This is a genomic window from Hyalangium sp. (assembly GCF_035629615.1).
Lineage (GTDB): Bacteria > Myxococcota > Myxococcia > Myxococcales > Myxococcaceae > Hyalangium.
Window position 1 is genome coordinate 1 of record NZ_DASPHO010000802.1, and the last position, 13,100, is coordinate 13,100.

The 13,100-nt window shown below is 70.2% G+C and carries 11 protein-coding genes; 9 read left to right on the plus strand and 2 right to left on the minus strand.

Annotated elements, in window-relative coordinates; all coding sequences use genetic code 11:
* Together VD972_RS40365 and VD972_RS40370 are read left to right on the plus strand one after the other, a co-directional pair.
* Positions 1 to 438: transketolase C-terminal domain-containing protein (locus VD972_RS40365; RefSeq protein ID WP_324994490.1), on the plus strand; the 438-nt coding region annotated here is incomplete at its 5' end.
* Positions 435 to 1,175: a TlyA family RNA methyltransferase gene (locus tag VD972_RS40370; protein ID WP_324994492.1), complete on the plus strand. Its 741-nt coding sequence runs from the start codon at positions 435 to 437 to the stop codon at positions 1,173 to 1,175. The genes VD972_RS40365 and VD972_RS40370, both read left to right, overlap by 4 nt.
* A 33-nt stretch (positions 1,176 to 1,208) precedes the next feature.
* Here the strand turns inward: VD972_RS40370 and VD972_RS40375 are convergent, their stop codons facing one another.
* Both VD972_RS40375 and VD972_RS40380 read right to left on the minus strand, forming a co-directional pair.
* A complete protein-coding gene (locus VD972_RS40375; RefSeq protein WP_324994494.1) occupies positions 1,209 to 2,822 on the minus strand; it encodes a hypothetical protein in 1,614 nt (537 codons plus the stop codon).
* Positions 2,823 to 2,856: 34 nt separating this feature from the next.
* Complete coding sequence (locus VD972_RS40380; protein ID WP_324994496.1) at positions 2,857 to 4,644, minus strand: OmpA family protein; 1,788 nt, start codon at positions 4,642 to 4,644, stop codon at positions 2,857 to 2,859.
* Between the two features lie 822 nt (positions 4,645 to 5,466).
* On the opposite strand from VD972_RS40380, the gene VD972_RS40385 reads away from it, so the two are divergent.
* The 7 genes from VD972_RS40385 to VD972_RS40415 form a co-directional block, all read left to right on the plus strand.
* Positions 5,467 to 7,971: an ATP-binding protein gene (locus VD972_RS40385; protein WP_324994498.1), complete on the plus strand. Its 2,505-nt coding sequence runs from the start codon at positions 5,467 to 5,469 to the stop codon at positions 7,969 to 7,971.
* Positions 7,972 to 7,977: 6 nt separating this feature from the next.
* Positions 7,978 to 9,864, plus strand: a complete 1,887-nt coding sequence (locus tag VD972_RS40390) for a tetratricopeptide repeat protein (RefSeq protein WP_324994500.1) — start codon at positions 7,978 to 7,980, stop codon at positions 9,862 to 9,864.
* A 14-nt stretch (positions 9,865 to 9,878) separates the two neighbouring features.
* Positions 9,879 to 10,718: a lysophospholipase gene (locus tag VD972_RS40395; protein ID WP_324994502.1), complete on the plus strand. Its 840-nt coding sequence runs from the start codon at positions 9,879 to 9,881 to the stop codon at positions 10,716 to 10,718.
* A 52-nt stretch (positions 10,719 to 10,770) separates the two neighbouring features.
* Complete coding sequence (bacN, locus tag VD972_RS40400; protein ID WP_324994504.1) at positions 10,771 to 11,112, plus strand: bactofilin BacN; 342 nt, start codon at positions 10,771 to 10,773, stop codon at positions 11,110 to 11,112.
* A gap of 54 nt (positions 11,113 to 11,166) precedes the next feature.
* Positions 11,167 to 11,490: a bactofilin family protein gene (locus tag VD972_RS40405; protein WP_044192222.1), complete on the plus strand. Its 324-nt coding sequence runs from the start codon at positions 11,167 to 11,169 to the stop codon at positions 11,488 to 11,490.
* A 3-nt stretch (positions 11,491 to 11,493) separates the two neighbouring features.
* Positions 11,494 to 12,141: a polymer-forming cytoskeletal protein gene (locus VD972_RS40410; RefSeq protein WP_324994507.1), complete on the plus strand. Its 648-nt coding sequence runs from the start codon at positions 11,494 to 11,496 to the stop codon at positions 12,139 to 12,141.
* 64 nt (positions 12,142 to 12,205) lie between these two features.
* On the plus strand, positions 12,206 to 13,100 hold an 895-nt coding region (locus tag VD972_RS40415; RefSeq protein ID WP_324994509.1), incomplete at its 3' end, for a ParB/Srx family N-terminal domain-containing protein.

Consider the following 13,100-nt stretch of genomic DNA (forward strand, 5'->3'; position numbering starts at 1 on the left):
CCTGCCACACCGCCCGAGCTGAGTCCCGGCGGGGCACCCATCCTCGGGGCGCGCTGGCTGCTTCGGGCAGAGGCGCCGCGCCTCACCTTGGTGACGCTGGGCCCGCTGGGGCTGGCCGCGCTGGCGGCGGCGAAGGCGGAGACGGGGTGGAGCGTGCTGGATGCACGGTGCGTGAGCCCGTTGGATGCCCCCTCGCTGCTGGAGGCCGCGGCCTGCGGGAGCGTGGTGGTGGCGGAGGAGGGGACGACGCGGGGAGGGCTGGGGAGCGCGGTGCTGGAGCTCTACGCCGCGCACGGGCGCTCGCCACGCGTGCGGCTGATGGGGATGCCGGACACCTTCGTTCCGCATGGAGACGCGCGCGTGCAGCGCGCGGAGCTGGGGCTGGATGCCGAGGGCCTGCGGCGCGCGGGCCGGGAGCTGCTGGGAGCGGGCGGGTGAAGTCGCGCAAGGAGCGCCTCGACGTGCTGGTGGTGGAGCGGGGGCTGGCCGAGTCCCGTGCCAAGGCCCAGGCGCTCATCCTGGCGGGCCAGGTGGTGGTGGGAGAGCAGCGGGTGGACAAGCCCGGCGCACAGGTGCCCGTGGAGGCGGAGCTCCGCCTCAAGGGCGAGGTGCTGCCCTACGTCTCGCGCGGGGGCCTGAAGCTCAAGGGGGCCATGGAGCGCTTCGGACTGGACGTGCGTGGCAAGGTGGGCGCGGACATCGGCGCCAGCACGGGGGGCTTTACCGACTGTCTCCTGCAGGAGGGGGCCGTCCGCGTGCATGCCATCGACGTGGGCTATGGCCAGCTCCACGAGAAGCTGCGGAAGGACCCGCGCGTGAGCTCGCGCGAGCGGGTCAACGCGCGCTACCTCACCGCCGAGGATCTGCCGGAGAAGGTGGGCGTCGTCGTCATCGACGTGAGCTTCATCTCGCTCACCCAGGTGCTTCCGGCGGTGCTTCCGTTCCTGGAGCCTGGCGGCCTGCTGGTAGCCCTGGTGAAGCCCCAGTTCGAGGTGGGGCGGGAGCGAATCGGCAAGGGCGGCGTGGTGCGGGATGCCGCCGCCCGCCAGGAGGCCATCGACGCGGTGGTGGCCTTTGCCCGCGAGCAGGGGCTCACGGTGCGAGGGGTGATGGACTCGCCGGTGCCCGGGCCTGCCGGCAACGTGGAGGCGCTCCTCGTCGCCGACAAGCCGTGAGGCACAGGTGTCGATGAATATGGGCGAAGGCGCTCAAGGCGAGACGGGCCGCACCTGCCGGTACTCGCCCAGCGTGAGCGGGCGCACGAGGCTGCCACCCGCCCGCATCCAGAGCGTGCCGGACTCGTCCATCGCGACGGAGAGGCTGCCCGCGTTGATCTGGTAGCGGTAGAGCTCGCCCTTGGCAGGGTCATCCGTGGCGACGATCTCCAGGGGCTGCGGCGCCGGCAGTCCTTCCTGCGCAGGCGGGCCGTTCAGCAGGTAGAAGCCCTGCGCGAACGGCGGAGCACCGGACTGCACCTGAAGCACCACAAGCCCACCCTCCGGGCTGAGCGGCGCCTCCACCCCTCCCTTGTTCGTCACCGCGCCAGTGCTCGTGTCCAGGAACCACACCTTCTGGACCCCGATGGCCGCCAGGCGTGAGCCCCCAGCGTAGGGCACCATCGCACCGATCGGGGCCGTCAGCCGAGGAGGATTCGCCCACCGCTGGGAGGGCCCCGTGCACCCGTCCGCGTTGGTGACGCACGCGAAGATCTGGGTGATGCCCCCCGGGCCCGTGAATGACATGAACAGCAGGTTTCCGTCCGCGCTGAAGGCGGTCGGCGGCGCTTCCGTAGGGAAGGGGTTGTCGCTCGCCACCGACTGCATGAGGGAGACGCCCAGCTCGGTTCCTCCCGTGGCGGGGGTCTGCAAGCCGTAGTCCACCCTTGACACGAGGATGTTGGCTCGGCCGGACGGAGCGCCGTTGGCCGTGATCGTGGCGATCACGACGTCCTCGCCGCGCGCCAGGGGCGCGGTGATGACGAAGCCGCGCGGAGTGTAGGTCCACTTGACGAGGTCTCTTCCCTGGTGGTTCATCCGCGCCACCCCGACGATCGACCCGCCCGAGCCCGCGTCATAGGCGATCGCATCTCCATCCGGCCCGACGACCAGGAGGTCGATCGGCGAGGTGATCTGGCCGGTGATGTTCAGGTCCGAGTCGATCGCGATGGCCCCTGCGTTGGGCGTCCAGACCCAGCGCTTGCCCGTGGTGGGGTGCTTGGGGGTGATGACGGTGGACGCAGTGCAGAGGAAGGGCATGTCGACGGACTTCTGCAGCCCGCCGTTCTTCTCGACCTTGTAGAGCTTGGGGATGCCGCCCGCCTCGTTGCCGCACCCGAGGAAGTAGATCAGCGGGAGCCTGCCCTCGGTGACGAAGCTGTCCGTCACCACCTGGCCGCCACCGCTCGGCGGATCGATGACCTCCGCCGCCGGGAAGAAGGTGGCCGGCTGCGGCTGCGAGTCGTTCTGGCGTCCGTCCGTGCACACCACGCGCGTCTTCAGCGACATCTGCACGGCGAGGCCGCGGGTGTACTTCACCTCGTTGGCCGCCAGATCCACCGGGACGGTACCCGGTCCGCTGTACGCGACGCTCTTGAGGAGATCATCCCGGTCGTAGATCGACAGGCTCTGGATCTGATCACAGCCCGAGGCGCCGACCATGACCGTGATCTTCGGCCCGGCGACGTTGGGCTTGGGCACCGTCATGGTGGCCTGCGGTGGGTCCTTCTGGGGGGGCTTGGTCGTCCCCCCCCCACAGGAGAGGGCAAGCACCGAGAGCGGGAGCAGTGCGGCACGCGAGAGCGTCAGGCGGAGGAGTTCCTTCATGGTCAGGGACTCTACCGCGTGCCGGCCCCCGCGATCACCGCTCCAGGATGACGAAGTCCACCCGCCGGTTGAGCTCCCGCCCGCGAGGCGTGAGGTTGGGTGCGATGGGTCGGGCGTCCCCGTACCCCTCGACGTCCAGCCGCGCCGGATCGATGCCGGCCTTGATGAGGTGGGCGGCCACCGCCTGGGCCCGATCCTTGGAGAGCTGCAGGTTGAACTCTGGGGGGCCCTTGTTGTCCGTGTGGCCCTCGATGCGCACGCGCTTGATGTCGTTGCGCACAATGGCGTCCACCACCTGCGCCAGGAGCGGGTGGCTGTCTGCCAGGATGACGGCCTTGCCGACGCCGAAGTGCACCTGCTGGAGGATCTCGATCTTGTTGTCCTTCACCTCCACCAGCTTCTTCTTGGGCTCGGGCTCCAGTTCGAAGGAGAGGTCCAGGGTGGCGCCCTCGGAGACCTGGACGTCCCGCGTCTGCGCCAGGTAGCCCTGGGCGGTGACGTTCACCGTGTAGCGGCCGGCGGGGGCCTCCAGCTTCGCGGGCGCGGTGGCGGACTCGGAGGTGGTGAACTCCTGGTTCTTCGGGCCCTGGAAGCGCAGGGTGGCCGCCACCGGCTTCTTCTTCGAGGTGGTGGAGAGGGTGAACAGGGCCGGGCGGGCCATGGCCTCCATCGTCAGCTCCACGGTGGCGGTCTCCCCCGCCTCGAGCTTCACGTCATGCTCCACCAGGCGGTAGCCCTCCTTCTGTGCGGCGATCCGCACGGGGCCGGCCGGCAGCGGGTGGGTGAGGAAGCGCCCCTTCTCTGGCTCCGTGGCCACAGGGGGAAGCCCGGCCCCCGGTACCGTCACCAGGACGCCGGGGATGGGCTTGCGTGTCTGGGAGTCGAGCACGACGCCCGACACCTGGGCCGTCTGGGGGGCTGCCGGGCCATCCACCTTGCGCTCGCGGATCGTCTCGACGACCCGCGTCGTGCCGCGGTTGAGCAGGTCCACGGTGTAGGCGGCGCCGAAGAAGAGGTTGAAGGGAGGTGTCGCCGGGACTCCCAGTCCCACCGCGCGAGTGAGGCCGAGCTCGGCGCCCACGGTGAAGGTGACATCCCTCACGGCGGTGATCTTGGCGCCCAGGTTGAGCGTCTTGTAGGCCGCGGTGGCCGCCGACACGGTCTGGCCGTCTGGCGCCACGAGGCCCTCGCTCCCCACGCCCAGCGGGTAGGCCAGGTTGAACTCGAGGAACGGCGTCACCGCCGGCAGCGGCGCCTCCACCCCGAGCCCCAGGCCAAGGCGGTTGAAGCGGTTGACGTTGAGCGCGTACTCCTCGGCGGCGTTCAGGCGGGTGGTCTGCACCAGGTCGCCCGTGCCATCCAGGACGATGCCCAGGTTGCCGTGGAGCCGCAGCGGGAGCTTCTCGTGGAGCCGCTGCAGATCATAGGTGGCGAGCACGCGCGGCGCGAAGCCGAAGGCATACCGCCCCACATCCTGGTTGCCCACGCCGGAGAAGGACATGGCGCGCAGATCGACGCCGGCCCAGAGGCCGCGGACCCACTGGCGCGAGCCCCGTACGCCCAGCGTCACATCTCCCAGCGCCTGGATCAGGTTGGGGGACGAGCGCGAGTTGGTGTTCGCTGAGACGGTGTAGGCGCCGAAGACCTCGAGGAACTCGAGCGGCACGTAGGAGAGCGCGAAGGTGCCGGTCGTGCGCGTGTTCTCCGCGCCCTGCACGGGGAAGTTGGCATTCGTGAAGTACTCGCCCGTGGCGGAGAAGCGCAGCAGGCCCCGCGCTCCCAGGTCCGCGCCCGCCACGCGCAGCAGGCCGACGCCGCCCACCGCGCTGGAGGTGTGGCGCAGGTTCCGAGGATCCGTCCATGTGTTGTGGAGGGTGGAGGGGCTGTGGGGCTCGCTTCCAGGAAGGAAGCGCTCCTGGGTAGAGACGACGGTGGGCTCCGGCTCCTGGGGCTGGGCGGGAGCGGTCTTGGAGGAAGAGCTGGCCTGCGTGGGCTGCGGCTTGGAAGGCGAGGGGGAGGGCGGTTTCGTCTGCGCTGGAGAGGCAGCGGGAGCGGGCGAGGTGCCTGGTTTGACAGCTGAGGGAGCAGGCGAGGCCTCGGTTTTGGGAGCGGCCGGCGCAGGCGAGGCCTCGGTTTTGGGAGCGGCTGGCGCGGGCGCGGCTTCCGGCTGGGTTGTCGCGGGCGCTGGCTTGGCCGTTGCGGGCGCTGGAGGAGTGCTGGACGACGCGGCCGGCGCAGGGGACGTGGCGGGCGGCTGCGTGGCCGGCTGCTTGTCACTGGCAGCAGGAGCGGATTTTATTGGTGACGGTGCGGGTGTCGGGGCGGCGGGTGTGGATTTCGGCGGAAAGGTATTCCACTCGTCGGGAACCTGAGCGTGGGCAGAGCCCACGGCGAAGGTCGCCGTCAGGAGAGAGGCACACACGAGGCCGAGCGGCGGGAAGATTCGCGAGGGATGCACGGCGGCGGAGTATACGCTGCGCGTCAACCCTCTCAATTCCTGGGCCGGAGAGCACCAAGAGGTCCGCTAGTCCGCGAGTGGGTTCAACGGCATGATTCGGAACGCCAAAACGACGGCTCACGCACTGAACGGCATGAGTCCATTTACTTCCGGGGCCCTGGTTCCCCCGGTTCTTCGAGGATCGCCTTGAGAGTCCCCGTATCGCCGGAGCAGCGCGGCCGTGTCCTGGTGATCGGTGCTCGGACGGCCAGCGAGTCACTGGCCTCGCGCCTCTCGGAGAGTGGCTTCCAGTGCGCCGTCGCTGAGGACGTCGAGGGCATTCCCCAGGTGGCAGGCAGCCTGCAACCCGAGGTCATCCTGCTGGCCACCGCCGCCAAGCGCGTGGCGGAGACGCTGGAGGGCCTGCGCGGCATCGCGCAGCTGCGCAACGTGCCGGTGGTGGCGGACGCTACACGCGTGCGCTCGGCCGAGGCCCTGAAGAAGCTGGCCGTGGACGGCATCATCCGCGGTGCCGAGGAGATGGTGCCGCGGCTGGAGGCGGCGCTGCGCGCGGGCCGCCTGCGCGAGACCGAGGAGCGCACCCGGCTGCGGATGGGGATGCTCCTGGAGATCACCGAGGCGGCCACCAGCTCGCTGGAGCTGGAGGCCATCCTGCGCATCGCCGTGGACAAGGTGGGCCGCGTCACTGGCTCGAATCGCTGCTCGGTGGTGCTGGTGGAGGGTGCGCACGCCCGTACCGGCACGGTGGTGGCCACGCAGGAGGATCCGTCGCTGGTCCGGCTGGAGATCGACATCGCCCGCTACCCCGAGCTGCGCCGTGCGCTGGAGACGCGGCAGCCGGTGCTCATCGAGCGGGCGGAGAACGATCCGATCATGGCCGAGGTCCGCCCCAACATCGTCGCGGTGGGCGTGCACTCGGTGCTGGTGCAGCCGCTGGTGTGCCAGGACGAGCTGCTGGGCGCGCTCTTCCTGCGGCACTCGCGAGAGGGAACCACTTTCGGCCGGGACGAGCAGGCCTTCGCTCAGGCGGTGGCCGGCGTGCTGGCCAACTCCATCCGCAACGCGCGCCTGCACACCGCCGTCAAGCGCAAGCGCGAGGATCTCGAGCTGGCGTACGTGGAGCGGTACCGCGAGCTGTCGGACGCGAACCGCCGGCTCAAGGAGCTCAACCGGCTCAAGGACGAGATCATCGCGGTGTGCAGCCATGACCTGCGCGCCCCGCTCCAGGTGCTGCTGGGCCACGGGCGGCTGCTGCTGGAGAGCGCGCTGGTGGCGGAGCAGAAGCAGTCCGTCGAGGCGATGATCCGCCAGGGCAAGAAGATCCTGGGCCTGGTCGAGTCGCTGCTGGAGAAGGGCAAGGGCGAGGCGGCGCGGCTGTCCATCGAGCCGCGCAAGCTGGATGTCTCCATTCTCTGCAAGGAGAGCACCACCGAGCTGAACATCCTCGCCGCGCAGCGGGGGATCACCCTGCGCGCGGAGACCTCCGAGAGCCTGATGCTCATCGGCGACGAGGTGAAGCTGCACGAGGTGCTGCAGAACCTGATCACCAACGCCATCCACCACGCGAAGGATGCGGGGCAGGTGGTGGTGCGTGCCGTGAGGCTGACGCGGCCGGACGGGGATGCGGTGAAGATCACCGTGCAGGACGACGGGCCGGGCATTCCCCCGGACGAGCTTCACCTGGTGTTCGACCGCTACCGCCACGGGCCGAAGGGCACGGGGCTGGGGCTGGCCATCTGCAAGGAGTTCGTGGAGCTGCACGGCGGCGAGATCTGGGCGGAGAACCCCCCGGAGGGCGGGGGCGTCTTCGTGTTCACGCTGCCCATGGCGCAGGAGGCGCTGCGCAAGAGCCAGGCCCCCGTGGTGGCGGAGCCGCAGCAGCCGCGCGTGCTGGTGGTGGAGGACGAGGCGGAGATCGCCGCGGTGCTGGCGGAGGTGCTGCGCTCGCGCTACCGCGTGGAGGTGGCGCGGGACGGGCAGGAGGGCGTGGCCAAGGCGCGCAACCTCCGGCCGGATCTCATCGTGATGGACGTGTTCCTGCCCAAGCTGGACGGCCTGGAGGCCACGGTGGCCCTCAAGTCCTCCACGGACACGGCCCACATCCCCGTCATCCTCCTGTCCGCGCACCAGGGTGTGGCCGAGAAGGTCCGCGCGCTCAACCTGGGCGCCGTGGACTACATGAGCAAGCCCTTCAACGCCATGGAGCTGCTCAACCGCACCGAGCGTGCCCTCAAGTCCCCGTCCTCACCCTCGGGCGACGCGGACCGGCCCGCGCCAGTGGCGCTGCGCCCCGTGGTGGACTCGGGCTCCAACCTGTACGACAAGCGCGGCCTGCTGGTGAAACTCGAGGTGGAGGTGTCCAAGAGCCGCCGCTACCACCGGCCCCTGTGCATGGCGGTGCTGCGGCCGGAGCGCCCTCAGCCTGACATGCCGAAGGGCTCGACGGAGGTGCTGCGCAAGCTGCTGCGGACGCCGGATGCCGTGGCCCACATGGGCGCCGGGGTGTTCGCCATGATGCTGCCCGAGTGCGATGTGGCCGGGGCGCGCGCCGTCTTCCAGCGCCTGCTGCCGGAGATGCAGGCCGCCACGGGCATCGCCTACCAGCAGGCGGTGGCGGATGTGAGCCAGGACAGTGATCCGGTGGACCGCATCCTGGACAAGCTGGGCGCCCCTATTGGAAGCCTGACCTGACGCGGCGTGCGCCTCCTTCGTGCCATTCGCGCCGTCCTGCTGCTCCCCCTCGTGGCCCTGACCGCGGCCGCCGCGCCACCCAAGCGCCCCAAGGTGGACCGCGAGGCGATGCGAGAGGCCATCAACGCGGGGGGGGATCGGGAGGACTTCTCCTCGCCGGCCAGCTACGCGCACTTCCTGCTGGCCCGGCGCTATCACCACGCCGGAGATCATCGCGCCGCGGTGGACGAGCTGCGGCTGGCGCTCGCCACAGATGAAGGCAACCCCTACCTCCTCAGCCAGCTCGGCGAGGAGTACGCGCGCCTGGGAGAGCTGGCCAAGGCCGAGACCGAGCTGCGCCGGGCCGTGGAGGTGTCGCCCCAGTACTACCCGGCACACGTGATGCTCGGGCGCGTGCTGCTGGAGGCGAAGAAGTACCCCCGCGCCAAGCTGCACCTGCGCCGCGCGGTGCGGCTCAAGCCCCGCGAGTCCGAGGCGTACCTCATCCTGGCTCAGGTCCACCTGGAGCAGCGGCAGCTGGATGAGGCGGTGAAGGTCGTCGAGGAGCTGGCCGTGGCGCTGCCGGGCGAGGCCTCCGGCTACCGCCGCCTGGGCCTGGCCCTGGCCGAGCGCGGCGACAAGTCCCGGGCGCAGAAGCTGCTCGAGCGCGCCGTGGAGCGGGATCCCGGAGACGTGGAGGTGTCGGTGGCGCTGGCGCGGCTGTACGAGGCCAGCGGGCGCTCCGCCGACGCAGAGGAGGCTCTCGCCCGTGCGCTCGAACATGATCCCGACAGCCGCGAGGTGCTGCTGTCCGCGGGGCGGATCGCCCTCAAGCTGGGCTCCACCACCCGGGCGCGGGCGTACTTTGACCGGCTGCTGTCGCTGACGGACGATCCCGAGCTGACGGTGCGGGTGGCCTTCGCCTTCCTCGCCTCGCGAGAGACGGCCGCCGCGGCCGAGGTGCTGGACATGGCACGCAAGGGGCGGCCGACCGAGCCCCGCATCTCCTATTACGCCGGGCTGGTGCATGAGCGGCGGCGCCACTACGCCGAGGCCGCCGCTGCCTACGCCGAGGTGCCCGAGTCCTCCGAGCTCTTCGACGAGGTGCGCCCCCGCCGCGCCGGGTGCCTCTCCCGGGCGGGGCAGCACGCCCAGGCGCTCGCGCTCTACGAGGCCTCCGTGGCCGACGCCGACGCCCACGCCAGCAAAGGGGACGACGTGGGCCTGCGGGTGCAGTACGCCCGGGCCCTGGAGCGCAGCGGCGCGCGGGACAAGGCCTTGACCGTGCTCAAGGAGGCGCTGGCGCGCAATCCCATGCCCGAGCTCTACGAGGCGCTCGCCTCCAGCCTTCACCGGCAGGGCCGTGGGGCGGAGGGCCTGGCCTTGCTGCGCGAGGCCGTCTCCCGCAAGCCCCGGGACGAGTCGCTCCTCTACACGCTGGGTGCCGCCTACGAGCAGCAGGGGCAGACGGACAAGGCGCTCGCGCAGATGCGGGCGGTGCTCGCCCTCAACGCGGACAACGCCGCGGCCATGAACTTCATCGGCTACCTGCTGGCCGAGAAGCGCAAGGACCTCGCCGAGGCGGAGCGCCTGGTGCAGCGCGCGCTGGAGCTGCGGCCGGACACCGGCTCCTTCCTGGACTCGCTCGGGTGGGTGTACTTCCAGCGTGGGGAGTACCAGCGCGCCGTGGAGGCACTGGAGCGCGCCTCGATGCTCGAACCCGACGAGCCCGTCATCCTGGAACACCTGGGAGATGCCTACCGGGAGGTGTCCCGGAGCGCAGAGGCGGTGTCCGTGTGGCGCCGGGCGCTCGAGGTGCTGGTGCTGGACCCGGAGGCCTCGGATCCCCCCCAACAGCGGGTGCAGTTGGAGCGGAAGCTGAAGAAACTGTCCACGGAGGCTGGGGGCCGCTAAGTTGACGGCCCGATATGGCGCGCCACGACGAGGGCTTCTTCACCGCGAAGGATCACCTCCGGCTGTTCTGGACGTTGGATCTACCGGATGCCCCGCCTCGGGCCCATGTGGCGCTGGCGCACGGCTATGCCGATCACATCGGCCGCTACCGCCCCATCACCGAGGCGCTGCTGGCAGAGGGCTTCGCCGTCCACGGCTTCGACTACCGAGGCCACGGCCGGGCCGATGGGCGCCGGGCCTTCTGTGACAAGTGGCCGGACTACCTGGACGACATGGCCGTCTTCTGGGAGCGGGTGCGCAAGGCTGCCGGTGGGCAGAAGGCCTTCATGCTCGGCCACAGCCACGGTGGGCTCATGGCCGCCCGCCTGGCGGAGAATGGCGGCCTGGAGGGCGTGGCCGGGCTGGTGCTGTCTGCCCCCTACTTCAAGCTGGCCATCGTCCCTCCCAGAGCGAAGCTCCTGGCCGCGCGCCTGGTGGGCAAGGTGATTCCGTGGCTGCCCATCCCCAACGAGCTCAAGCCCGAGCAGCTCACGCGGGATGCGGCCATCGTCCGCGCCACGCAGGAGGATCCGCTCTACATTCGCACCGTCACCCCGCGCTGGTTCGTCGAGTCCACCGTGGCCCAGGCCGAGGCCCTGGCCCAGGCAGTTCGGGTGACAGCACCCATTTTCATCTTGTGCGGATCGAACGATGGGGTGGCCGCTCCAGCGGCGGCCAGGTCCTTCTTCGAGACGGTGGGCTCTACCGACAAGAAGTTCAAGGAGTATCCCGGCATGTTGCACGAGCCTCTCAACGAGGTGGGCCGCGAGGAGGTATTCCGGGACATCTCCGGCTGGATCTCGGCCCATCTCTGACATAATCAGGACGCGGTCTTCTACGCGAATGGCGCTTTCCGAGGGTCACCGCATGGCGCAGGGCGAAACGGGCATCATCGGCAAGGGCATCGTCATCAAGGGCAGCCTCACCGGCGGCGGGGATCTCGTCATCGAGGGGAGGGTGGAGGGGCAGATCGCCCTGAAGAACCACCTGACTATCGAGAGCACGGGCAAGGTCCAGGCGGACATCCGCGCCGAGGAGCTGACCATCAATGGCGAGGCCAGCGGCAACATCGACGCGTCGGCGCGGGTGTCGATCAACACCTCGGCGAAGGTGGCGGGCGACATCAAGGCTCCGCGGGTCATCATCGAGGATGGGGCGGTGTTCAATGGCTCCATCGAGATGGAAGTGAAGTTGCCGGACGACATCTAGTCCCAGCCGTCGAGGGACGACGCAGCACAACCCTTCGGGAGGGGTGCAACACTCATGGCGAATACGGTCATTGGTTCGAGCATCGTCATCGACGGGGAGATCTCCGGTGACGAGGATCTGGTCATCCAGGGCACGGTGAAGGGGAAGATCTCCCTCAAGGAGAGTCTCTTCGTGGAGGGCAGCGGCGTCGTCGAGGCGGACATCGAGACGCAGAACGTGGAGATCGCCGGCCGGGTGACGGGCAACATCGTCGCCAGCGACAAGGTCGAGCTGAAGCAGGACTGCCGCGTGGTGGGCGACATCAAGGCCCCTCGCATCCTCATTGCCGACGGAGCCTCCTTCAAGGGCAACGTGGACATGGATCAGAAGGAGCGGTGACGCGTGGCCATTGCGAAAGAGGTGGCCGGCGCAGCCGGCAACAACACGGTGGTGGGGCCCTCCATCCTCATCAGCGGCAAGCTGACGGGTGATGAGGATCTCACGGTCCGTGGCCGCGTGGAGGGAGAGCTGACGCTCAGCAAGACCCTCATCGTGGAGACCACCGGGGTGGTGAAGGCGAACGTGGCGGTGAGGAACGCCATCGTCAGCGGGGTGGTGGTGGGCAACATCAACGCCACCGAGAGCGTGGAGCTCACCCGCGAGGGCCGCATGGTGGGCGACATCCACGCCCCGCGCGTCATCATCGTGGACGGCGCCAGCTTCCGCGGCCGCGTGGACATGGGCGAGGTGGAGCCGGGCCGTGTGCCGGCTTCGCGCCCGGTGGTGACGCGTCCCATGGTGCGCCCGGGCGCTGTCACGGTGCCTTCGCGCCCGGCGATTCCGGTGGCGCGAGGCCGTCCCACGCCGCCGCCGCCTCCTCCTCCGGCTGCCAGGCCGGCAGCCAAGCCGGTTCCGCCTCCGCCTCCGCCCGCCACCGCCACCAGCGGGGCTGCTGGGGCAGCGGGCAGGGGAGAGCCAGCCGCGCCGGTCCCACCCGTCGTGGGCGCTGGCGCGAAGAAGAAGGTCGTGGTGAAGAAGAAGGCCCGCTAGAACGGGCTTTCGCTGTGCCGCGGTCACGTGCGCGGCACGGTGCCTGACCGAGCCAGGGGTGCCGATGGACGCCGAGAACAGGGTCGACGGAGAGGACGGGAAGCCGGACACACAGGAGGAGTCATCCTCGGTGCCGGTGCAGGGCGAAGGCGCGCCTTCGAGCCCGGAGCTGCGCACCAGCGAGTCCGCGCGGAAGGCCATTCTGCTGGGCGCCGGAGAGTCGGTGCCGGCGCCGCCGTCCTCGGAGGCAGGCTCGCCAGAGCCTGGCTCCGAGGCGGAGGCCACGTCCGAGGCGGAGGCCACGTCCGAGGCGGAGGCCACCTCCGAGGACGAGCCCTCCTCCGAGGACGAGCCCTCCTCTGAGGCAGAGCCCCCGCACGAGGTGACGCCGCGGCTGATGGGAGAGGTACGGATGGCCACTCTCTCTGTGGACCAGGTGGAGGATGACGCCACCTTCCGGATCCGCCCGGAGGGGGAGATCTCGAAGCTGGCCACGGACGTGGCGCGGCTGGGGCAGCTCTTCCCGGTGGATGTGCGGGCCGTGGGACAGGACCGCTACCAGATCATCTGCGGGTTCCGACGGGTGGCGGCGCTGCGCTTCCTCAAGCGAGACCAGGTGCAGGCGCGCATCCACACGGGGCTCTCGGACGAGGACGCGCTGTTGCTGGCGCTGGCGGCGGCCATCCATGCCAGCCCGGTGGACCGTGAGGAGCTGGAGTCCATGCGTGACCGGCTCGAGGCGGATGGGCGCCTGAGCGCCGCGACGCGGGACATGCTGGAGAAGGCCCTGGCGACGGAGGACACGCTGGCGCCCGAGTCCATGGAGGAAGAGGTGGACGCGGACGAGCTGGCTTCGGACGCCGCGCAGCGGCTGGGCGCGCTCAACCAGGATCTGTCGCTGCTGGCGGACGTGTTCAAATCGCTGGACGAGTCGCGCCGGGCGGAGCTGCTGATGCAGC